Source organism: Stella humosa (assembly GCF_006738645.1).
GTDB classification, from domain to species: Bacteria; Pseudomonadota; Alphaproteobacteria; order ATCC43930; family Allostellaceae; genus Allostella; species Allostella humosa.
In genome coordinates this window covers 1,038,193-1,057,905 of record NZ_AP019700.1, presented here as the reverse complement: position 1 = coordinate 1,057,905, position 19,713 = coordinate 1,038,193, and the positions used below count along the sequence as shown (strand labels likewise).

General features: G+C 69.6%; 20 protein-coding genes and 1 pseudogene. 16 read left to right on the top strand and 5 right to left on the bottom strand.

Annotated elements, in window-relative coordinates; translation table 11 throughout:
* Positions 1 to 42: 42 nt before the first annotated feature.
* Positions 43 to 636 (bottom strand): DUF4337 domain-containing protein, encoded by a 594-nt coding sequence (locus tag STVA_RS05075; protein WP_123689666.1) that lies wholly within the window; start codon positions 634 to 636, stop codon positions 43 to 45.
* Between the two features lie 178 nt (positions 637 to 814).
* On the opposite strand from STVA_RS05075, the gene mbhE reads away from it, so the two are divergent.
* From mbhE to STVA_RS05030, 9 genes are all read left to right on the top strand, one after another.
* Positions 815 to 3,142 carry a hydrogen gas-evolving membrane-bound hydrogenase subunit E gene (mbhE, locus tag STVA_RS05070; protein ID WP_170221593.1) on the top strand — a complete coding sequence of 776 codons (2,328 nt, stop codon included), beginning with the start codon at positions 815 to 817 and terminating at the stop codon, positions 3,140 to 3,142.
* Positions 3,139 to 3,546 carry an MnhB domain-containing protein gene (locus STVA_RS05065; protein ID WP_123689668.1) on the top strand — a complete coding sequence of 136 codons (408 nt, stop codon included), beginning with the start codon at positions 3,139 to 3,141 and terminating at the stop codon, positions 3,544 to 3,546. Before mbhE ends, STVA_RS05065 begins: the two co-directional genes overlap by 4 nt.
* Positions 3,547 to 3,554: 8 nt before the next feature.
* Entirely contained in the window at positions 3,555 to 3,956 is a 402-nt protein-coding gene (locus STVA_RS05060; RefSeq protein WP_123689669.1) for an NADH-quinone oxidoreductase subunit K, read from the top strand.
* A complete protein-coding gene (locus STVA_RS05055) occupies positions 3,953 to 5,482 on the top strand; it encodes a Na+/H+ antiporter subunit D (protein ID WP_123689670.1) in 1,530 nt (509 codons plus the stop codon). The genes STVA_RS05060 and STVA_RS05055 overlap by 4 nt, the downstream gene beginning before the upstream one ends.
* The gene (locus tag STVA_RS05050) at positions 5,479 to 5,808 is read left to right on the top strand and encodes a Na+/H+ antiporter subunit E (RefSeq protein ID WP_123689671.1); all 330 of its coding nucleotides are present in this window, start codon (positions 5,479 to 5,481) and stop codon (positions 5,806 to 5,808) included. Before STVA_RS05055 ends, STVA_RS05050 begins: the two co-directional genes overlap by 4 nt.
* Positions 5,805 to 6,110 (top strand): MrpF/PhaF family protein, encoded by a 306-nt coding sequence (locus STVA_RS05045; protein ID WP_123689672.1) that lies wholly within the window; start codon positions 5,805 to 5,807, stop codon positions 6,108 to 6,110. The genes STVA_RS05050 and STVA_RS05045 overlap by 4 nt, the downstream gene beginning before the upstream one ends.
* The gene (mnhG, locus tag STVA_RS05040; protein WP_197735791.1) at positions 6,110 to 7,411 is read left to right on the top strand and encodes a monovalent cation/H(+) antiporter subunit G; all 1,302 of its coding nucleotides are present in this window, start codon (positions 6,110 to 6,112) and stop codon (positions 7,409 to 7,411) included. Before STVA_RS05045 ends, mnhG begins: the two co-directional genes overlap by 1 nt.
* A 338-nt stretch (positions 7,412 to 7,749) precedes the next feature.
* Complete coding sequence (locus tag STVA_RS05035) at positions 7,750 to 8,580, top strand: DUF4747 family protein (RefSeq protein ID WP_142235665.1); 831 nt, start codon at positions 7,750 to 7,752, stop codon at positions 8,578 to 8,580.
* A complete protein-coding gene (locus STVA_RS05030) occupies positions 8,577 to 9,098 on the top strand; it encodes a hypothetical protein (RefSeq protein ID WP_142235664.1) in 522 nt (173 codons plus the stop codon). The genes STVA_RS05035 and STVA_RS05030 overlap by 4 nt, the downstream gene beginning before the upstream one ends.
* Here the strand turns inward: STVA_RS05030 and STVA_RS27885 are convergent.
* Complete coding sequence (locus STVA_RS27885) at positions 9,095 to 9,436, bottom strand: DUF6471 domain-containing protein (RefSeq protein ID WP_197735790.1); 342 nt, start codon at positions 9,434 to 9,436, stop codon at positions 9,095 to 9,097. The genes STVA_RS05030 and STVA_RS27885 overlap by 4 nt on opposite strands.
* On the opposite strand from STVA_RS27885, the pseudogene STVA_RS05020 reads away from it, so the two are divergent.
* Together STVA_RS05020 and STVA_RS05015 are read left to right on the top strand one after the other, a co-directional pair.
* Positions 9,436 to 10,391, top strand: a pseudogene (locus STVA_RS05020) (IS1595 family transposase). The gene STVA_RS27885 and the pseudogene STVA_RS05020 overlap by 1 nt on opposite strands.
* Positions 10,392 to 10,796: 405 nt before the next feature.
* Positions 10,797 to 11,342, top strand: coding sequence for a hypothetical protein (locus STVA_RS05015; protein ID WP_123689674.1), 546 nt, complete (start codon positions 10,797 to 10,799; stop codon positions 11,340 to 11,342).
* A 27-nt stretch (positions 11,343 to 11,369) separates the two neighbouring features.
* Here the strand turns inward: STVA_RS05015 and STVA_RS05010 are convergent, their stop codons facing one another.
* Positions 11,370 to 11,756: a hypothetical protein gene (locus STVA_RS05010; RefSeq protein WP_123689675.1), complete on the bottom strand. Its 387-nt coding sequence runs from the start codon at positions 11,754 to 11,756 to the stop codon at positions 11,370 to 11,372.
* Positions 11,757 to 11,885: 129 nt separating this feature from the next.
* Between STVA_RS05010 and STVA_RS05005 the strand changes: the two genes are divergently transcribed.
* The 3 genes from STVA_RS05005 (at position 11,886) to STVA_RS04995 (ending at position 17,136) form a co-directional block, all read left to right on the top strand.
* A complete protein-coding gene (locus tag STVA_RS05005) occupies positions 11,886 to 13,328 on the top strand; it encodes a sensor histidine kinase (RefSeq protein WP_123689676.1) in 1,443 nt (480 codons plus the stop codon).
* Positions 13,325 to 14,626: a sigma-54-dependent transcriptional regulator gene (locus tag STVA_RS05000; protein ID WP_123689677.1), complete on the top strand. Its 1,302-nt coding sequence runs from the start codon at positions 13,325 to 13,327 to the stop codon at positions 14,624 to 14,626. The genes STVA_RS05005 and STVA_RS05000 overlap by 4 nt, the downstream gene beginning before the upstream one ends.
* Before the next feature lie 179 nt (positions 14,627 to 14,805).
* Positions 14,806 to 17,136, top strand: coding sequence for a xanthine dehydrogenase family protein molybdopterin-binding subunit (locus STVA_RS04995; protein ID WP_123689678.1), 2,331 nt, complete (start codon positions 14,806 to 14,808; stop codon positions 17,134 to 17,136).
* A gap of 7 nt (positions 17,137 to 17,143) precedes the next feature.
* Here STVA_RS04995 and STVA_RS04990 read toward each other — a convergent pair whose 3' ends face one another.
* Positions 17,144 to 17,491, bottom strand: coding sequence for a hypothetical protein (locus tag STVA_RS04990; RefSeq protein ID WP_142235663.1), 348 nt, complete (start codon positions 17,489 to 17,491; stop codon positions 17,144 to 17,146).
* A gap of 153 nt (positions 17,492 to 17,644) precedes the next feature.
* On the opposite strand from STVA_RS04990, the gene STVA_RS04985 reads away from it, so the two are divergent.
* Positions 17,645 to 18,262, top strand: a complete 618-nt coding sequence (locus tag STVA_RS04985; protein ID WP_123689680.1) for an MliC family protein — start codon at positions 17,645 to 17,647, stop codon at positions 18,260 to 18,262.
* A 227-nt stretch (positions 18,263 to 18,489) separates the two neighbouring features.
* On the top strand, positions 18,490 to 19,128 hold the full coding sequence (locus STVA_RS04980) for a LysE family translocator (protein WP_179955437.1): 639 nt from the start codon (positions 18,490 to 18,492) through the stop codon (positions 19,126 to 19,128).
* Here STVA_RS04980 and STVA_RS04975 read toward each other — a convergent pair.
* Positions 19,125 to 19,694, bottom strand: coding sequence for a hypothetical protein (locus STVA_RS04975; protein WP_123689681.1), 570 nt, complete (start codon positions 19,692 to 19,694; stop codon positions 19,125 to 19,127). The genes STVA_RS04980 and STVA_RS04975 overlap by 4 nt on opposite strands.
* Between the last annotated feature and the right edge of the window lie 19 nt (positions 19,695 to 19,713).

Genomic DNA, 19,713 nt, shown 5'->3' with positions numbered 1-19,713 from the left:
CGTTCATGCCGGCGAGCCTAGCCGCCGGGCCAGCGGCACGCATCAAAAGAGATGCACCGCCTCCGGAATGAAGAAGCCGATCGCCGTCATCGCCGCCCCGGCCAGGCCCAGCACACCGGCGACGCCGACCAGCGCCATGGCCCCGGTGATGATCGCGGCCGAGGCCAGCACGATGGCGATCTGGAACGCGGCCGAGCCGACCTCATAGTGATGATAGGCGGCCTGGGCGTGGTCGCGCTTGGCCTGGGCGGCCTTGGCCTTCTCGGCCAGTTCGCGCCGGCCCTCGCCGGTCTCCGGCTCCGAATCGTAGCGCGCGGCGGTCTTCTGCCAGCGGTCGATGCGGGCTTCCAGCCGCTTCTTCTGCTCCGGGTCGGTGGTCACCGGCAGCAGCGTCTCCAGCTCCTCGGCCGCGGTGCGCGTCACCGTCATGCGGATGGTCTTGGCCTGGAAGAAGGACCAGTAGTTCGCGGCCTCGATGTTCTCGCCGATGGTGGTGGTCTGGGCCGCCTTGCCCAGCGTCTCGGACACCGCCAGCAGCAGGGCCAGCACCGAGATCAGCAACGCCACCCTCTTGTTGCCGCCATGGGAATCATGCGCGCCGTGTCCGCTCATCGCCTTGCCCTTTCGCGCGGTCATGCGACCGCCGCGCCTGATAGCGCGGCCCAGGGCGAAAGCCAAGCAACCGCCGGGGCGGATGTTCGCGAACGCGAACGTCGACGTTCGCAAAGCTGGACGCCGGCCAGCGGGATATCCGCTAAACCACTGTAGAGACGCCATTTTTCCGCTGGCACGCGGCTTGAAACGCCAGCCGACGATGATCGCTTCGCTGGCATCCCCCCTGATCGCCCCGCTGGTCCTGGCCGCCCTGGCCACCGTGCTGGCGGCCGCACTGCGACCGCGCATGGCAGCCCTGCTGGGCGCGGGCGCGGCCGCGGCCGGATTCGCCTTCTACCTGTCGCTGCTGCCCGGCCTGGCGGAGGCCGGCCGCGTCACCCAGCCCTTCATGGCCGTGCCCAGCCTGGGCATGGGCGGGGGGCTGGCGGTCGACGGCCTGTCGCTCGTCTTCGCCCTGCTGATCACCGGCATCGGCAGCCTGATCTTCCTCTATTCCAGCGCCTACCTGAAGGACGACCCGCGCCTGCGCCGGCTGGCGATCATGCTGCTGGCCTTCATGCTGGCGATGCTGGGCTCGGTCACCGCCGACGACGTGATCGTGCTGTTCGTCTTCTGGGAGGTGACGAGCCTGACCTCGTTCTTCCTGGTCGGCTTCAACCACGAGAACAAGGCCGCCCGCCATGCCGCCTTGCAGGCGCTCCTCGTCACCGGGGGCGGCGGGCTGGCTCTGCTGGCGGGCCTGGTCCTGGTCTCGATCGCCGCCGGCACCACCTCCATCGCCGGCATCCTGGCCGCCCGCGAGGCGGTCCTGGCCCACCCCGCCGCCCTGCCCGCGATGCTGCTGGTGATCGCCGGCGGGTTCACCAAGTCGGCCCAGGTGCCGTTCCATTTCTGGCTGCCGAACGCAATGGCCGCGCCCACGCCGGTCAGCGCCTACCTCCATTCGGCCACCATGGTGAAGCTCGGCGTCTATCTGCTGGCGCGCTTCAACCCGCTCTACCAGGACGAGGCGGCCTGGCAGGCGATCCTGACCTGGGGCGGGCTGGCGACGACGGCGACCGGCGCCTTCCTGGCCTTGCGCGAAACCGACCTGAAGCGCGTGCTGGCCTACACGACGGTGACCGGCCTGGGCACGCTGACGATGCTGATCGGCATCGCGCCCGCCCTGTCGGCGACGGCGGCCGTCACCTTCCTCATCGTGCATGCCTTCTACAAGGCGGCCCTCTTCCTGGTCGCGGGCATCGTCGACCACGAGACCGGGGTGCGCGACGCATCGCGCCTGGGCGGGCTCGGCCGGGCCATGCCGCTGACCGCGATCGCCGCCGTCCTGGCCGCGCTGTCGATGGCGGGGCTGCCGCCCTTCGTCGGCTTCGTCGCCAAGGAGCTGATCTACGAGGTGAAGATCGAGGGGGGCCAGCTCGCCTTCGTCCTGGTCGCGGTGGGGTTCCTCGTCAATGCCGCCATGGTGGCGATCGCGGGCGTCCTGTCGCTGCGGCTCTTCCTCGGCCGGCCGGTGCCAACGCCCCGCGCGCCGCATGATCCCGGGCCGGCGATGCTGGCCGGGCCGATCCTGCTGGCGGCACTCGGATTGGCGGCGGGCGCCCTGCCCGGCTTCGTCGGCAGCCGCTTCGTCGACCCGGCCGCGGCCGCCATCCTGGGGCGGCCGGCCCCGGTGGCGCTGACGCTGTGGCATGGGTTCACGCCCGTGCTGGCGCTAAGCGTCGCCACCGTCGCCGCCGGTGCCCTGCTCTTCGTCTGCTGGGGCCGGCTGGTGCCGCGCCTGCGCCGGGCCGCCGTCATCGACCTGGCGGGGCCGGCCGCCGCCTATGATCGCGGGCTGGCGGCGATCATCCGCCTGGCAGAGGACACCACCGCCCGGGTCCAGCATGGCAGCCTGCGCGGCTACCTGCGGACCCTGTTCGCGGTGACGGCCGCGGCCATCCTGGCGACGCTGGCGCTGCGCGGCGGCTTTGACCGGCCGACCTTCGACTGGGCGACGGTCGATGCCCGCGCCCTGGCCTTCCTCGGCCTGCCGGCCGGCGCGCTGGCCGCCGCGATAGCCCCCACCATGTTCATCGCCGTCCTGTCGATGGGCCTGGTCGGCTTCGCCACGGCGATCATCTTCCTGGTTTTCGGCGCGCCGGACGTCGCCTTCACCCAGTTCGCGGTGGAAACGCTGCTGGTCGTCATCTTCGCGGCCGCCCTCGTCCGCCTGCCGATCCGCCGCCGCAGCCGCCGCACGACGGCCGAGCGGGCGACGGACGCGGCCATCGCCATCGCCACCGGTGGCGCCACGACCCTGCTGCTGCTGGCGGTCCTGGCCACCCCGCATGACGGCCGCCTGTCGGCGTGGTTTGCGACCCAGAGCGTGCCGGCCGCGCACGGGCGCAACGTCGTCAACGTGATCCTGGTCGACTTCCGCGCCCTCGACACCCTGGGCGAGATCACCGTGCTGGCCATCGCGGCCTTCGCCGTGACGGCGCTCCTGCGCGCCGGCCGCAGCCCCGAGGAGACCAAGGCGCCATGAACGATTCCCTGATCCTGCGGACATCGGCGCCGATGCTGATGTGGCTGTCGCTGGCGGTGTCGCTCTTCATCGTGCTGCGCGGGCACAACGCGCCGGGCGGCGGCTTCCTCGGCGGGCTGATCGCGTCGGCCGGCATCCTGATATATGCCATCGCCCGCGGTCGCGCCGCCGCAGAGCGCCTGATGCGGCTCGACCCCGTCGCCATCTGCGGCGCGGGCCTGCTGGCGGCACTCGCCAGCGGCCTGCCGGCCTGGCTCGATCCGGGCGCGCCCTACCTCGTCCATGCCTGGTGGTTCCCCGGCGGCGGGCTGGCGATCGGCACCACCATCCTCTTCGACCTCGGCGTCTACCTCGCCGTCATCGGCACGGTGACGGCGATGTTCCTGGCCCTGCTGCCGCGCTGATCGCTGCCATGGAAACGCTCCTCGCCATCGCCATCGGCACCGTCGTCGCGGCCTCGGTCTACCTGTTCCTGTCGCGCGACCTGCTGCGGCTGCTGCTCGGCTTCATCCTGCTGGGCACCGGCGCCAACCTGGCGATCCTGCTCGCCGGGCGGATCGGCCCGATCCAGCCGCCGCTGGTCGATCCCGGCGCCACGGCGCTGGCCACGTCCGCCGCCAACCCGCTGCCGCAGGCCCTGATCCTGACCGCCATTGTCATCGGTTTCGGCCTGACGGCGTTTGCCCTGATGCTGGTTCTGAAGGCGCACGAGGCCATGGGCACCACCAGCGCAGAGGAGATGGCCGAGGCCGAGGCCGGCCCGGCCGCCCCGCCGGTGTCGGCCACCGTCCCCGCCCGGCGCGAGGCCGCATGATGGACCAGATCCTGCTGGTGGCCCCCCTGCTGCTGCCGCTCGCCACAGCCGCCCTGACCGCGATCCTGTGGCGCCGTCCGGCGGCCCAGCGCGTGATCAGCCTGGGTGGCGCCGTGCTGCTGCTGGCCGCGGCCGTGGCGCTGCTGGCGCGCACCCTGTCCGGCGGCATCCTGACAGGCCAGATGGGTGCCTGGCCGGCACCGTTCGGCATCGCCCTGGTGGTCGACGCCTTCTCGGCGGTGATGCTGGTCATCACCGGCCTGATGGCGGTCGCGGTCGCGGTCTATTCCGCCGGCCAGGGTGCCGCCGAACGCGACCGGGCGGGCTTCCACCCCCTCTTCCATGGCCTGCTGCTGGGCGTCGCCGGCGCCTTCTCCACGGGCGACATCTTCAACCTCTATGTCTGGTTCGAGGTGATGCTGATCGCCTCGTTCGGGCTGCTGGTCCTGGACCGCACCCGCGAGCAGCTCGACGGCGGGCTGCGCTATGTCGCCCTCAACCTGGTCGGCACCACCATTTTCCTGCTGGCGGTCGGCCTGCTGTTCGGGCTGACCGGCACGCTCAACCTGGCCGACCTCGCCCGGGTGGCCCCGGCCGTCGAGAACCAGGGGGCGCTGGCGGCGGTGGCCATGCTGCTGCTGATCGCCTTCGGTGCCAAGGCGGCGGTATTCCCGCTCTTCAACTGGCTGCCGGCCGCCTACCACACGGCGTCGATGCCGGTGGCGGCCATCTTCGCGGCCCTGCTGACCAAGGTCGGCGTCTACGCGATCATCCGCGTCTTCACCCTGGTCTTCGCCCACGACACCGCCTTCTTCGGGCCGCTCGTCGCCCTGGTGGCCATGGCGACAATGGTGACGGGGGTGCTGGGTGCGGCCGCGCACTACGACATCCGCCGCATCCTGTCGTTCCACATCATCAGCCAGATCGGCTACATGCTGGTGGGCGTGGCCCTGATGACGCCGCTGGCGATCGCCGGCAGCATCCTCTACGTCATCCACCACATCATCGTTAAGGCCAACCTGTTCCTGGTGGCCGGCGCGATCCGCCAGGCCGGCGGGTCCTTCGCGCTGGCCCGCCTGGGCGGCCTGTGGGTGACGCGGCCGGTCCTTGGGCTGCTGTTCCTGGTGCCCGCCCTGTCGCTGGCCGGCCTGCCGCCCTTGTCCGGCTTCTGGGGCAAGCTGGCGGTGATCCGCGCCAGCCTGGAGGCCGAAGCCTGGCTGCTGGCGGCGACGGCCCTGCTGGTCGGGCTGCTGACGCTCTTCTCGATGATCAAGATCTGGAACGAGGCTTTCTGGAAGGCCGCACCCGAGGGGGCCGCCGCCCTGCCCTGGACCCGCGCGGAGCGGCTGGCGACGCTGGCGCCGATCGTCGTGCTGGGCGGCACCACGCTCGCCATCGGCCTGTGGACCGAGCCCTTCATGGCCCTGTCGATCCACGCCGCCGACAGTCTCCTGGACCGCCAGGCGTACATCGCCGCCGTGCTGGGCGAACGCTCCACCGCTGTCCTCGCAGGGGCCGTGCGATGAACCGGCGGGTCCGCGCCTGGGGCTGGCTCGCCACCGCCTTCGTGGTCGAGCTGGGCAAGGCGACCTGGGCCACGGTCCGTGCGGCACTGGCCCCGCCGGGGCGGCTGCGCCCGGCCATCCTGGCGGTGCCGCTGGACGTGCGCTCGCCGGTCGCGATCACGCTTTTCGCCGACATGGTGACGCTGACGCCGGGCACCACCAGCCTCGCCGTCTCGGCCGATGGGCGCACGCTCTACGTCCATTGCCTCGACGTGGCCGACGCCGATGCCGCCATCGCCGACATGAAGGGCGCGCTGGAAGCCCGGGTGCAGGAGGTTCTGCCATGACCGATCTCGTGCCGACCGACATCGTCACCCTGGCCGCGACGATGGCCGCCATCATCGTCGGCCTGGCCCTGCTGGGCGTCGCCTGGCGGCTGTTGCTGGGGCCGTCCGCCGCCGACCGGGTGATCGCCACCGACATGCTGGGGCTGGTCGCCATCGCGCTGGCCGCCCTGACGGCGGTCCTGGCGGCACACGCCGCCTTCCTCGACATCGCCTTTGCCATCGCGCTGTTCGGCTTCCTGGGTGCGGTCGCCTTCGCCGGGCTGCTCGAAGGGGCGGCCGAACGACCGGCGGGGAAGGAATGATGGCCGCCATCCTGGATCTGCTGGCCGCCGCCTGCCTGGTGGGCGGCGCGGTCGTGATCGCCCTGGCCGCGATCGGGCTGGTCCGCTTTCCCGACCCGTTCACGCGCATGCACGCCGCGACCAAGGCCGGCGTCGTCGGCTCGGGCCTGGTGCTGCTGGGCGCGGGGCTGGCGCTCGGCACGGTGGCGGCGCTGCTGACGGCGCTGGCCGCCGTGCTGTTCCTGCTGGCGACCACGCCCATCGCCTCGCACCTGCTGGGCCGCGCGGCCTACGTCGCCGGCGCGCCGATCGCCCCCGCCACCATCGGCGACGCACTGCACGGCGTCCTCGATCGCAAGGTCTTCGACATCGACCCGGCGCGCCGCACGCGCGTCCGGCGCAGTCCCGCCCCCATGCCGGAGGAGACCGCCATGACGCCATTGACCATGCCGATGCAGGCGGCCGATCCCGCCCAGACGCGCGGCCGCGACCAGCCCGCCCCTGTCCGCCGGATCGTCTGCTGGCTGGCTGGCGCCGCCTGCCAGCGCCAGGCATCCGCCGTGGCGCTGGAAATGGCCCAGGCCACCGGCGCGCGGCTGACGGCACTGTCCATCGTCGGCGCCGACGACGGCCCCGGCCGGACGGCGCTGCCGGCCGGCGGCGGCCATTGGGCGCGCTGGCTGGCCAGCACGCGGCGCAAGCGGATGCGCCATGCCGCCGCCCATGCCTTCGCGGAGTTCCAGGAGATGGCCGGCGACGCCGGCGTCCAGGCCGAGGCCCGGCACGAGGAAGGCGGCTTGGGGATGCTGCCGGCACGCCTGGCCGGTGCCGACCTCGTCATCGTGCCGGCCGGCATCGACGAACAGGGCGAGCCGGCGCGGGCCGCCGACGAGCTGGCGGCACGGATGGCAACCGCCCGCCTGGCCCCGGTCCTGCGCGTGGCGCAGGCCCCCGACAGCGTAAGGCGGGTGGCGCTGCTGGTGGGCGGTGGGCCGGGCTGCGCACGCCTGGCCCACGCCTTCATCCATGGCGGCCTGTGGCCCCAGGCCGAGGTTGCCGTCATCCCGGTCGGCGACCAGCCCGAGCGTGCGACGGCGGCCGCCCTGGGCCAGATCGAGCTGCTGCAGGCGCACGGCCGGCGGGCCGCCGCGGGCGACCCGCTCGACGGGACCATGGCGCCCGTCGACGTGGCCACCCGGTTGCGGCGCTACGACGCCGCCATCGTTTCCGCCCTTTCCGCCAACAGCGGCTGGTTCGGCGCCGTGCGCACCGACATCCACGAGGTCGCCGCCGACACGGTGCCGCTGCTGCTGCTGCCCTGAGACGCCGGGGGGTATGCCGGACGGGGGGTCTGCGCCCTTATGGCGCAAACGCACCAAGGCGGGATTTCAATGGATTAGCGGCGCCAAACGAAAAAGGGCGCCGCACTCGTACTGCGGCACCCTTCGTTCGGAGGTGGCCGGCGACTGTAGCAGAACCGCCGGCCGATAACCAGTGAAGAGGTCCGAGTTTGGCCGCCCTGGCGGCTGGCGTCAATGGGGTGGAGGCGCGCCCTTCATCGCCTCCTCGATGCGCCATCCCAGCATCAATTTCTCCCAGCGGTTGACGGGGCAGATCGGTCGCGCTCATCCTTGACCGAGCTAGACGGAGGGGGTGCCGAGTGCAGTTTGAGATGTTCCATCTATCGCTACTGCGCCGTCCGGCGGACCTACTCACAGCAACCGGTCCCGCCCCCAGCCGCGAAGCGTGGTTGCGCGACTTGTTCACGTCGGCCATCGAGTTCGACCATCGAACGGAAACATTCCACTTCGTCCCCGAAGAGGGAGCCGAGAAGAACTCCGGAGGCATGGTCATAGGCCGGATTGGGCGCCAGATTGTTCGAGAGGAGAACGAGCCGCCGACCCGCGGCTTACAGGAGACAACTCGCGATACTTGGATAGCGGCGCTTGTCGTAATCGATCCTAGGGACCTGGTTGACGTTGGGCAAACGCTGGCTTTCGAGGTTTTGGGACCGATCGGCCAACCTCAATCTGTCATTAATTCTTTCTTGTACGCAGTGAACAGTCGTCGATTGCGCGAGCATTATATACTAGAGGCAGCACCCGTCTCAAATTCAGAGAGTTTCTGGACGTTCGCGCGGGAAAACGCAAAAGATATCACCTTTCTTCGCTTTGAGCTTATTCCCCCAAATATGTTCGGCATTGACGGCGATATTGACGCTGACATGCGAAGCGCCCACAAGGAAGAGAACGCTCGAAAAGTGACATTAGCGTTTGAAAGCGACGACTACTTGAATACGGACACGCCTATGACGAAGGCGCTGGTGGGCTACGTTGCCAAGGGTGGAGGCAATATTCTAGCAAAAACCAAGAAAAAGAAAACCTATAACTCCAAGCGCAAGACTAAGCGCGTACATATTCCAAAATTGGAGGCAAAGGGTGCAGAAGAAAGCTTGATTTCGCGCGTGATTAAAGCTATCTTTAGAAGATGAGCAAGACCATTTCGTGGTGCATTTTGGTTATCGCGGCTGCATTGGTCGTGGTGATGGCGGCATCCGCGCCAATGGTACTGTCCGACAAGAACACATTTTTGATGGGATTTGTAAATCATGAATTTCTTAATCTTCTCGGCGTCATACTCGCCATTACGATTGCGTCCGCCGCGCAACTACATTTGGCATTGAATAATATTGAGGAGAAGCACGGCGGCAAGGATATATTTGTTCGCACAAGACGTGGGATTAGATCCGGATCCTACTATCTTATAGCGCTTTTCCTTATTGGAATTGTGGTGGTTGTTGCCAAGCCACACTTGGCGCACAACGAATGGTCACAGACCGTATTCAACGGATCGGCGCTTTTTATTCTCTTGTGGTATGCGCTTATCTTGGTGTCCGTCACGAATGGGATTCTGGCTGTCAAAGCGGATAGCGCCGCAGTCCAAGCCCAGCGAGCGAGGGGTGTCTCTGAAGGGCGCGACAACCCGCCCGGCGGCAGCCGTCGTCGTTAGCGGTCGTCCAGCCGAACCGTCTGGCACCCGACTGCGACGAGGCATTGCAGCATGAACGCTGCCGAAAACCCGCCTCGCGCTACCTTGTTCCTGATGTTCACAGCGGTATCCGCCACGCCCATCTCGGCGAGCTTCGCGGCTAGCTGCTCGTAGGTGATGCCCCGGCGCGTCATCTCCGCGCGGAGGATGCCCTTCGCCATGTTCACCCACTTGTCGTCTGACTTCACGGCGCCCTCGTCATCGTTACGGACGCCATCATATTCGTTACTAATGCCGTTGGCAATCCCACGCTGTGCCGCCATATTCGTTACAGAAGCAACGCAAACGGCGGCAAACAATGTCCCAGCACTTCCTCCTCTCTGCCAAGGCCCGGACGCTCAGCGTCACGAAGGTTGCGCGGATGAGCCACGAGGAAGCCGCCCAGACCTTCCGGGCGCTGCGCTGGGCCAACAATGACGGCAACCCGGTGTGCCCGGCCTGTGGCTGTTGCACATGCTACGAGTACGCCACGCGCGCCATCTTCAAGTGCAAGGGCTGCGGCAAGCAGTTCTCCGTCACGTCGGGCACACTGTTCGCCTCGCGCAAGCTGCCGATCCGGGACTACCTGCTCGCCATCGCCATCTTCGTGAACGCGGTTAAGGGGATCTCGGCCCTCCAGCTCGGCCGCGACCCCGATATTTCCTACAAGTCGGCATTCGTCCTGGCGCACAAGCTGCGCGAGGCGATGATGGCCGAGCAGAACGAATTGATCCTGACGGGCATCGTCGAAGTCGATGGTGCCTACTTCGGCGGTCACGTCCGCCAGGAGAACCGGAAGGCTGATCGTCGGGACCGTCGCCTTGCCGAGAACCAGACCGGCAAGCGCCGCGTCGTCGTCGTGATGCGGGAGCGCGGCGGCCGGACTGCCACCAGCGTGTTCCATCGCGAGGACTAGGCGCTTCCGACGATCCTGGATCGGTCGCCCGTGGCTCAACCATCATGGCCGACGAAGCGTCTTCCTGGGACAATCTCCACGCCGTCTATGCCGCCCGGCGGATCAACCACTCCGTCGCCTTCTCCGATGACGGCGCATGCACCAATCAGGCGGAAAGCTACTTCTCCCGCCTGCGCCGCTCGGAGTGGGGCCAGCACCACCACATCAGCGGCCAGTACCTCGCTTGCTATGCCGGCGAGATGGCGTGGCGCGAGGACTACCGCCGCCGCGCCAACGGCGAGCAGTTCACCATGATCGCCGGGGCGCTCAATCGGCCGGTGTCGCGGGTTTGGGCGGGGTACTGGCAGCGGGCGGCCTAATCGCTGTCCTCAGGGCCGTCTCACGCATGCTGCGCGCCGTCGTTGGTTGTCGTTTGAATGCAACGCACCATCTAACTGCACGACAGATGATGTCGCGCCAACGGCACGTTTGCGCATTGTCAGCGTTGTCAAGGTGATGGTAGTGACCCCTGCGCGGCTGCGGTCGCGATGTGGGGGGGAGTCGGAATGAGCAGTCACGGTCTTGCGAAATATATGGAAGACCCGCGTTTCGTCCGCGGCGTTTTGCACCGCATGGTCGTTGAGGGCCACGCCCCGCAGTATGGATATCATGCTAACCACCTGCCGGAGACGCGAGGAGAGGCGACGGCTGTCGAAACGATGTTCTTGATAGCCCACCCCCGAGCCAAGAAAGCTGATCGCCCCTGACCAGCCGCGCCCCGGACGATGGCGATCGATGGGCGTTGCCTGCCCAATTTGGCCCAGCTTGATTTCTTCGTAGACGAGTTTGTCGCGTACTGCGATGAAACCCTCGATCTCGGGAAGCTCCGCCCACATTACTCAATAAGCAGAATTCGCGACGCCCACCATGCGTGGCGTGACGATCTCGCCCGCGTCGGTGCGGCAGAGCCGAATCTTGCTGAGGGCATGGATCACCTAAAGCAGTGTGGGCACCTAGCCTATTGGCTGCGCCGAATGGCGCCGGTGATTGACTATGAGGATGTGCTGAAAGCCGCCGAGGACGATCCGGAACCGTACCCCGAAGAGGCGGCTTTCCGCAGCATGATTACAGGATACGGCACGGAGTATCTCGCCTTCGATTTTGGGCGCAAAATCTGCTCAATATACGAGGAGCTGCGCGTTGACCGCGGGACTCCATTCCAGCACCCCGCGATAACCGCCACTTATATCAAAGATACGTGCCACATGCTCAAGTTCAAGCACGTTTCTCCACACTCAATGTACTTGATCTATAGATCCCTTTTCCTCTAGTCGCCGCGCGGTATGACGTAATACCGCCTACCCCGCCAGCCGCTTCCTGACCTTCCGCACGGCCCCGGCGACCTTCTTCCTGATGAGATAGCGCGCCGTGCGATCCGTGGTCGGGATGCCGCGCTGCACCATGATGATCTCGGTTAGCTCGATGGCCGACCGGCCCTGGTTGTCGCGCATCAACTCCATGTCGATGCGGGGTAGCTCGCCGTCGGCGAAGTAGCCGGACTGCGCCCGTTTCAGGATGGGATCGCCTCCCGGCGGCTCCCGCTCGGGATCGAACAGGGCAATCGTCGCGTCGATGTGGACGAGGCTGGTCCGCAGGTAGGCCAGCCGGTCCTCGGCCCCGGCAATCTCGCGAACGATCTCCGCCCGCTTCCGCTCCAGCCCGGCTATCGCGTAGGTGTCTCCCATGCCGGGAGTCTAGCCAAACCGCTGGCGGACAACGATATGGGGGAAGGTGCGTTTGCGCCATAAGGGCGGGGGTCTGCCGGACGGGCGGTATGCCGAATGGGTCGGCCGGGCTAGGATGGATGCCGCATCATGATCCGGCCCGGCTCCCTCGTCTCCTGGCTGCCGCCCGCGGCCCGCCTGCCGGCGATCGCCGGAGCGGCGGTGTTCGTCGTCGCCGTCGCGACGACGCAGATCGCCCTGCATCTCCAGGCTGCGGCCACCGATTCGCAGTTCCAGCGCCTGGGCGAGGTCTATCTCGACGGCTTGACGGCAAGTGTCCGGCCATCGCTCGAGGCCGGCGACGGGCCGGCCTTGGAAGCCCGCTTCCGGCTGGCCTTCGGCGAGCGGCAGGGCGTCACCGAGCGCGGCCTGTTCGCCTTTGCCGCCGATGGGCAATTGCTGGCAAGCCATACCGATTCCGCCCTGCCGGCGACGCGCGCCGCGGCGACGCGAGCGGGCCATCTCGAGCTCGACCATGCCACCGGCCTCGCCTGGGTCGCCCGGCCGGTCGATGACGGGCGAACGGGCCGGCTCGTCGCCGCCCTCGACCTTGGGCAGTTGCTGGCGGACCGCCGACGCCTCGCGCTGGGGCTGGTCCTGCTCGATCTGGCACTGGCAGCGGGCTGCGCGGCGCTGGCCTATTGGGGCCTGGCCCGGATCGGCCGGCCGATCGCCATCATGCTCGACCGGCTGCATCAGGCGTCGGTCGGCCCGCCGGCCGCCATTCCCGATGCCGCACTGGCAGCGGCCGACCGGCCGACGGCGGCCCTCATGACGGCCTTCAACGCCATGGCCGACAGCCTGCGCGAGCGGCAGCGGATGGCCGACGAGGCGGCCGAGCGCGAGCAGGCCGCCGCGCTTGGCCGACTGGCTGCGACCATGGCGCACGAGGTGCGCAACCCGCTGGCCGGACTGGCCACGGCCGTGTCCACCCTGAAGCGCTTCGGCGATGACGGCGCGGTGCGCGCGGAATCCCTCGGGCTGCTGGAACGCGGGATCGACGCCATCGACCGCATCGTCACCAGTTCGCTCGGCTTTTATCGCCCGACCGACGAGCGACGGCTGGGCCCGGCCGACTTCGCCGACCTGGAACAGCTCGTGCGGCCGGCGGCCGATCGCGCCGGGGTCGGGCTCGACTGGCGGATCGAGCTCCCCGATACCGTGGCGCTGGGTGCGGTGGGCGTGCGCCAGGTCCTGCTCAACCTGCTACTGAATGCCTGCGCCGCCACGGCGCCCGGCGGCACCGTGGCCTTGCGCGCGGCCATGGAGGGCGGCGAACTGGTATGCACCATCGTCGACGGCGGGGGTGGCCTCGACACCCATGCCGCCCGCCTTCTGGAGCAGGGCGGCATTCGCGAGCCGGGCAGCGGCGATGCGGGCGGCGGCGATAGGGGCAGCGGCGGCCGGCGGCGGCTCGGCATGGCGGTCGTCATCGGGCTGCTGGGCGATCTCGACGGCCGCGCCTCGGTCGAGAGCGAGCCCGGCCGCGGCACCAGCATCCGCATCGCCATCCCGCTGCGGGACGAGCCGTGACGCCCGGCCCGCGCATCCTGCTGATCGAGGACGATCCGGTGCTGGGCCCGGCGCTGATGCAACGCCTGCGGCTGGAAGGCTTCGCGCCCGAGTTGGCGACGACGGGGGCAGCCGCCCTGGCCGCCGCGACCGCCCGTCCGCCGGCCGCCATCGTCAGCGACATGCGCCTGCCGGACATGAGCGGCGAGGCGGTGCATCGCCGGCTGGCGGAAGCGGCGGCAGCCGCGCCCACCTTCTTCATGACCGCCTTCGGCGACGTGGCCCAGGCGGTGCGCCTGGTGAAGGCCGGCGCCCGCGACTACCTGACCAAGCCGGTGGACGTCGACCGGCTGGTGGCGGCGCTGCGCGCGGCCACCGCCGAAGCCCCGGCCGACGGTGGCCTGGGCCGATCCGCCGCGATGCAGGCGGTCGAGGTCTTCCTGCGCAAGGCCGCCCGCCTGGATCTGCCCGTGCTGCTGCTGGGCGAGACCGGGGTCGGCAAGGAGGTGGCCGCGCGCTACCTGCATGATGCCGCTGCGCCGGCGCAGCCGTTCGTCGCCGTGAATTGCGCGGCGATCCCGCGCGAGCTGCTGGAAAGCACCCTCTTCGGCCACGAGAAGGGCGCCTTCACCGGAGCGGCCCAGCGCCAGGCTGGCCTGGTGGAGGCGGCCGAGGGGGGCACGCTCTTTCTCGACGAGGTCGCCGAGCTGGCGCCCGAACTGCAGGCCAAGCTGCTGCGGCTGGTGCAGGAACGGGCCTACCGGCCGGTCGGCGGCAGCGGCCGGGAGCGCGCCTTTTCCGGCCGGCTGGTCTTCGCCACCCACGCCGATCTGGCCGCCCGCGTCGCCGATGGCCGGTTCCGCGCCGACCTCTACTACCGCATCAACGTGCTGGAGACGACGATCGCCCCCCTGCGCCGTCGCGCCCAGGACGTGGAGGACCTGGCGCGGCATTTCCTGGTCGCGGTCGAGCGCAGGCTCGGCCTCGAAGCCCATTGCCTGTCGCCGGCCGCGGTCCTAGCGATGGCCGACCATACCTGGCCCGGCAACGTGCGCGAGCTGCGCAACCGCATCGAGCGCGCGGCCGCGATGGCCGACCAGGCCGAGATCGGGCCGGCCGATCTGTTTCCCGAACGCCGGCTGGGCGATCCCGCCGATGGCGCGCCGGCAGCCAGCCTGCGCGATGCCGTAGGGCAGGCGACCAAGGCGCAGATCCAGGCCGCGCTCGGCGAATCCAATGGCAATCGCGCCGAGGCCGCGCGCCGCCTGGGGATATCCCGTACGACGCTGTGGAAGCGCATGCAGGAGCACGGGCTGTAGGCTCATCTCTCGACCAGGAAACCCTGGCACGAATGCTGCGTTGATCTCCGTCAGGCGCTGGGCGACAATCGGCCACCTGCCCAATCCCGGTGGATAGCGACGGAGGCCGGCCCCGTTCGGCGCCTCCCTGCCTTGCGCACGCGCGCCCGCCGGCATCCCGTCTTCGAGGAAATGCGTTCATGGATCCGTCGCTACAGAAGTTCGGCATCGGCCAGCCCGTCCCGCGTTCGGAGGACCCGGTACTGGTGAAGGGCCACGGCCGCTACACCGACGACATCAACCTGGCGGGCCAGGCCCATGCCTGGATCGTGCGCAGCCCGGTCGCCCATGGCGTCCTGAACGGCATCGACGTCGAGGCCGCGCGCGAGGCGCCGGGCGTCCTGGGCGTGTGGACGGGGGCCGACCTGGAGGCCGCCGGCTACGGCCCGCTGAAATGTGCCGCCCCCATGAAGAACAGCGACGGCAGCGCGATGCGCAAGCCCGAGCGCCCGGCCCTGGCGCGGGACCGTGTGCGCTGGGTGGGCGATCCCGTGGCGGTCGTGGTCGCCCGCACCGTGGCCGAGGCGCGCGAGGCGGCCGACCTGGTGGCGCTCGACATCGACCCGCTGCCGGCCGTGACCGATGCGGGCGCTGCTGCGGCCGACGGCGCGCCGCAGCTCTATGACGACGTGCCCGGCAACCTCGTGCTCGACTTCCACTATGGCGACGCCGGCAAGACGGCGGCGGCCTTTGCCGAGGCGGCCCATGTCGTGGCGATGCGCCTGGTCAGCAACCGCATCATCGTCTCGGCGATGGAGCCGCGGTCGGCGATCGGCGAGTTCACGGGCGGGCGCTGGGTGCTGCATGTCGGCAGCCAGGGCGTGTTCGGCCTGCGCGCCGGCATGGCCGAGATCATGGGCGTGCCGGCCAAGGAGCTGCGCGTCCTGACCAGCAATGTCGGTGGCTCCTTCGGCATGAAGGCCCCGCCCTACCCCGAATATGTGGCGGTCCTGCATGCCGCGCGCGAACTGGGCGTGCCGGTGAAGTGGACGGACGAGCGCTCCGGCAGTTTCCTCTCCGACACCCACGGCCGCGACCATGTGGCCGAGGCGGAGCTGGCGCTGGCGGCCGATGGCCGCTTCCTGGCGGTGCGCATCCGCAACTTCGCGGACATGGGCGCCTATCTGACGACGCCGGGGCCGCTGATGGCCACGACCAACATCATCAAGAACGTGCCCAGCGTCTACGCCACCCCGCTGCTGGAGGTGACGACGCGCTGCATGGTGACCAACACCACGCCGATCGGCGCCTATCGCGGCGCCGGCCGGCCCGAAGGCAACTTCATCATGGAGCGGCTGATCGAGCGCGCCGCGGCCGAGATGGGCATCGACCGGGTCGAGCTGCGTCGGCGCAACATGATCCGCCCCGACCAGATCCCTTTCACCGCCGCATCCGAGATGGTCTACGACAGCGGCGACTTCGCGGCCGTGATGGAGACCGCGCTCGAGACAGCCGACTGGGACGGCTATGCCGCCCGCCAGACCGAAAGCCAGGCCCGGGGCCGGCTGCGCGGCCGCGGCATCGGCTGCTATCTCGAAGTGACGGCACCCGCCAACAAGGAGATGGGCGGCCTGCGGTTCGAAGAGGACGGCACGGTCACCATCATCACCGGCACGCTCGACTATGGCCAGGGGCACGCCACGCCGTTCGCCCAGATCCTGGCCGACCGGCTGGGCATCCCGTTCGAGCAGATCCGCCTGCTGCAGGGCGACAGCGACGAGATGCAGGCCGGCGGCGGCACCGGCGGCTCGCGCTCGGTCACCAACAGCGGCCAGGCGATCCACGAGGCCAGCATCCAGGTGGTCGACAAGGGCCGGGCGCTGGCCGCCCACCTGCTGGAGGCGGCCGAGGCCGACATCGAGTTCGCGGCCGGCCGCTTCGTCATCGCCGGCACCGACCGCGCCATCGGCATCATGGAGATGGCGGCCAGGCTGCGGTCCCGCCCGGCCCTGCCGGCGGGCGTACCGGATTCGCTGGACGTCTCGCATGTCAGCGATGGCGCGCCGTCGGCCTTCCCCAATGGCTGCCACGTGGTCGAGGTCGAGATCGACCCCGAGACCGGCACGGTGGAGATCCTGCGCTACAACTCGGTCAACGACTTCGGCACCATCGTCAACCCGCTGCTGGTCGAGGGCCAGGTGCATGGCGGCGTCGTCCAGGGCATCGGCCAGGCGCTGATGGAACGCGTCGTCTATGATGAGTCCGGCCAGCTCCTGACCGGGTCCTACATGGACTACGCGATCCCGCGGGCACCCGACCTGCCGACGATCGGCTTCCGCAGCCACCCGGTGCCGGCCAGGAGCAACCCGCTCGGCACCAAGGGCTGCGGCGAGGCCGGCTGTGCCGGCGCGCTGGGCAGCGTGATGAACGCGGTGGCCGATGCGCTGGCCCAGGCCGGCGTCGACCATATCGACATGCCGGCGACGCCGTCGCGCATCTGGGCGGCCCTTCAGGCGGCGAAAGCCGCCTGAAAAGGCCCTATTCGTCCATGGCCGTCGCGCGGATGCGCAGGCGCTTCAGGATCGAGCCCAAGGCCAGGAACAAAAGCCCGGCGGCCAGCCCCAGATAGCCGCCGATGCCGACCAGCAGGCGCTCCTTCTGCAAGGCATCGTAGGCCAGGCACGGCTCGGTGGCCGGGCCGCCCTGGCGCAGGATGAAGTCCAGGCGGCCGCGCAGGCCGTCGGGCGCGGCGGCCGGCGGGGTGACGACGATGCACTGCATGGCGAGGTCGCGCCGGGCCGGGTTGGGCCACGGAAAGGCAGCCGCGGTGATCGCCACCGCGACCACGATCGTAAGCAACCCGAAAAGCCTGAGAATCGTCTGCATGCGCCCTTCCCCCGTCCGGCGATATCGCCCGCGAACCTAGCGTGCAAATCCCGGGCTTGCCATGGCGGGATGGAACCGGCCAAGAGTTCCCGGCTTTCAACGGTGGGCCGCCCTGCGCCGGCCCGCCACGCCCGAGGGGAGGGATCGACCGAGATGCCGCACGGCCCGTCTGCCACGCTTGCCACCACCCTGCTCGCGGCCGCCACGCTGCTGCTGCTGCCGGCCGCGCCGGCCGCCGCCATCGACTGCGTGCGCGCGACCCAGCCGATGGAGGTGCAGGTGTGCCGCGATGCCGGCCTGTCAGCCCTGGACCGGGAGGTGCAGCGGCTCGTCGCGGCGGCCAGGCCTTCGCTGAGCGGGCGTCGGCTGGAATCGCTGGACGAGACGCAACGCGCCTGGCTGCTGCGCCGGGGCGACTGCCGCAATGCAGTCGACCCGCGCGCCTGCCTGCTGGCCGTTCACCTCGACCGGATCGCCACGCTGCGCCAGCACCATGCCGGGGTGCGCGGCCCGGCCGACCAGGGGACCAGCCGCGGCCCGGTCGGTTTCGACTGCGGCGGCCACACGCTGGCGGCCACCTTCGTCACCGGCGAGCCGGCGATGGTCCACCTGCGCTACCGCGGCCGGGGCTACGCGCTGACGCGCGCCCCGGATGGCGGCGAAGGCCGCTATGTCGGCGCCGGCGGGGCGGAATTGACGCGCAAGGGGAACGAGGCCGCCGTCACCCTGCCCGACCGCCTGCCGCTCACCTGCCGCGAGCGCGCGGGCTAACGCGACCGGCCGCTTCCACCGCCGCACCGGCCGTGCCGCCGCCATCACTTGGGCGTGACGGACGGCGGCGCCGGTAGCGCGACGCCCGCATCGCGGCATCTGCAGGAGAAGTCGGCTGAGAGCCGGTCGGCGCCGGCGCCTGATTGTCACCCCGACAATGTCCCGGTTGCCCGCTGCCGGCCCGGACGGCAGTCTGCGCCGGTCGGTCGGCCCGGGAGGATGCAACGGTGGTCTCGTACGGCAATCTGGCAGCGTTCGCGCTGGTGGCGCTGGGGATGGTGCTGACGCCCGGGCCCAACATGATCTACCTGATCGGGCGTTCCATCACCCAGGGCCGCCTGGCGGGATTCATCTCGCTGCTGGGCGTGGTGCTGGGCTTCGTCTTCTACATGCTGTGCGCGGCGTTCGGGCTGACCGCCTTGCTGCTGGCGGTGCCGCTGGCCTACGAGGCGATCCAGTGGGCGGGGGCGGCCTACCTGCTGTGGCTGGCCTGGAGCGCGATACGGCCCGGCGCCCGCTCGCCGCTGCAACCCGATCGCAGCCTGCGCCACGACCGGCCGGGACGGCTGTTCGCCATGGGCTTCCTCACCAACCTGCTGAACCCCAAGATCGCGGTCCTCTATCTGTCGCTGCTGCCGCAGTTCATCCAACCCGAGCAGGGCTACGTGCTGCTCCAGGCGGTGGTCCTCGGGCTGGCGCAGATCGCGGTCAGCTTCTCGGTCAACCTCGCCATCGTCTTCGCCGCGGGCTCGGTGGCGCTGTGGTTCGCGACCCGGCCGCGCTGGCTCGTGATCCAGCGCTGGCTGATGGCGACCGTGCTGTCGGCACTGGCCGTCCGCCTGGCGCTGGAGCAGCGACAGGCTTAGTCGGCTGCCGGTGCGGCCGACGGCCGTGTGCGCCTCCGACGCCAGCCGACGATTGCCCCGGCCAGGAAACCCAGCACCACCCCCGGCAGGCCGAAGCCCAGGAAGACGAGGAATCCGGCCGCGCCCTCGAAGCTGCTGACCTGGAAAAGCTCGACGAAGACGATGCCGGCACCGATGCCGACCGCACCGCCCAAAACCCCGCCGACAGCACCGCCCATGGCCGCTTCCAACAGGCGCAGCCCAACATTGGCCGGATCGGTGGCGGCTTGGCCCCGCACCCAGCGATGGAGGAAGAAGCCAGCGAGCGCCCAGGCGACCGGCGCGATCAGGGTCAACGGCAGGGCCAGCCAGACGATCTCGGCACCTTCGGGCAGATCGGTGAAGGCCTGGCTTATGCCGAACAGCACGACCGCGATCGCCACGCCGCCCAGGACGGCCTGTCCGGCGGACCGCACCAGCCAACCGACGAGGAAGCCGGCCGCCAGCACCTCCAGGCTGGTAAGCCCGCCCACCACGCTCCACCAGAGTGCACCGATCAACTCGCCCGACGCCGCTTCCATCGTCATTCGCCCCCAAACCGGTCAC

Coding starts and splice junctions, on each gene's coding strand:
- STVA_RS05015 (WP_123689674.1), top strand. CDS start 10,797: ATGGCGATCGATGGGCGTTGCCTGCCCAATTTGGCCCAGCTTGATTTC.
- STVA_RS04995 (WP_123689678.1), top strand. CDS start 14,806: ATGGATCCGTCGCTACAGAAGTTCGGCATCGGCCAGCCCGTCCCGCGT.
- STVA_RS05055 (WP_123689670.1), top strand. CDS start 3,953: ATGATGGACCAGATCCTGCTGGTGGCCCCCCTGCTGCTGCCGCTCGCC.
- mnhG (WP_197735791.1), top strand. CDS start 6,110: ATGGCCGCCATCCTGGATCTGCTGGCCGCCGCCTGCCTGGTGGGCGGC.
- STVA_RS04990 (WP_142235663.1), bottom strand. CDS start 17,491: ATGCAGACGATTCTCAGGCTTTTCGGGTTGCTTACGATCGTGGTCGCG.
- STVA_RS05010 (WP_123689675.1), bottom strand. CDS start 11,756: ATGGGAGACACCTACGCGATAGCCGGGCTGGAGCGGAAGCGGGCGGAG.
- STVA_RS05075 (WP_123689666.1), bottom strand. CDS start 636: ATGACCGCGCGAAAGGGCAAGGCGATGAGCGGACACGGCGCGCATGAT.
- STVA_RS04985 (WP_123689680.1), top strand. CDS start 17,645: ATGCCGCACGGCCCGTCTGCCACGCTTGCCACCACCCTGCTCGCGGCC.
- STVA_RS05030 (WP_142235664.1), top strand. CDS start 8,577: ATGAGCAAGACCATTTCGTGGTGCATTTTGGTTATCGCGGCTGCATTG.
- STVA_RS04975 (WP_123689681.1), bottom strand. CDS start 19,694: ATGACGATGGAAGCGGCGTCGGGCGAGTTGATCGGTGCACTCTGGTGG.
- STVA_RS05065 (WP_123689668.1), top strand. CDS start 3,139: ATGAACGATTCCCTGATCCTGCGGACATCGGCGCCGATGCTGATGTGG.
- STVA_RS05045 (WP_123689672.1), top strand. CDS start 5,805: ATGACCGATCTCGTGCCGACCGACATCGTCACCCTGGCCGCGACGATG.
- STVA_RS05060 (WP_123689669.1), top strand. CDS start 3,555: ATGGAAACGCTCCTCGCCATCGCCATCGGCACCGTCGTCGCGGCCTCG.
- mbhE (WP_170221593.1), top strand. CDS start 815: ATGATCGCTTCGCTGGCATCCCCCCTGATCGCCCCGCTGGTCCTGGCC.
- STVA_RS05005 (WP_123689676.1), top strand. CDS start 11,886: ATGATCCGGCCCGGCTCCCTCGTCTCCTGGCTGCCGCCCGCGGCCCGC.
- STVA_RS05050 (WP_123689671.1), top strand. CDS start 5,479: ATGAACCGGCGGGTCCGCGCCTGGGGCTGGCTCGCCACCGCCTTCGTG.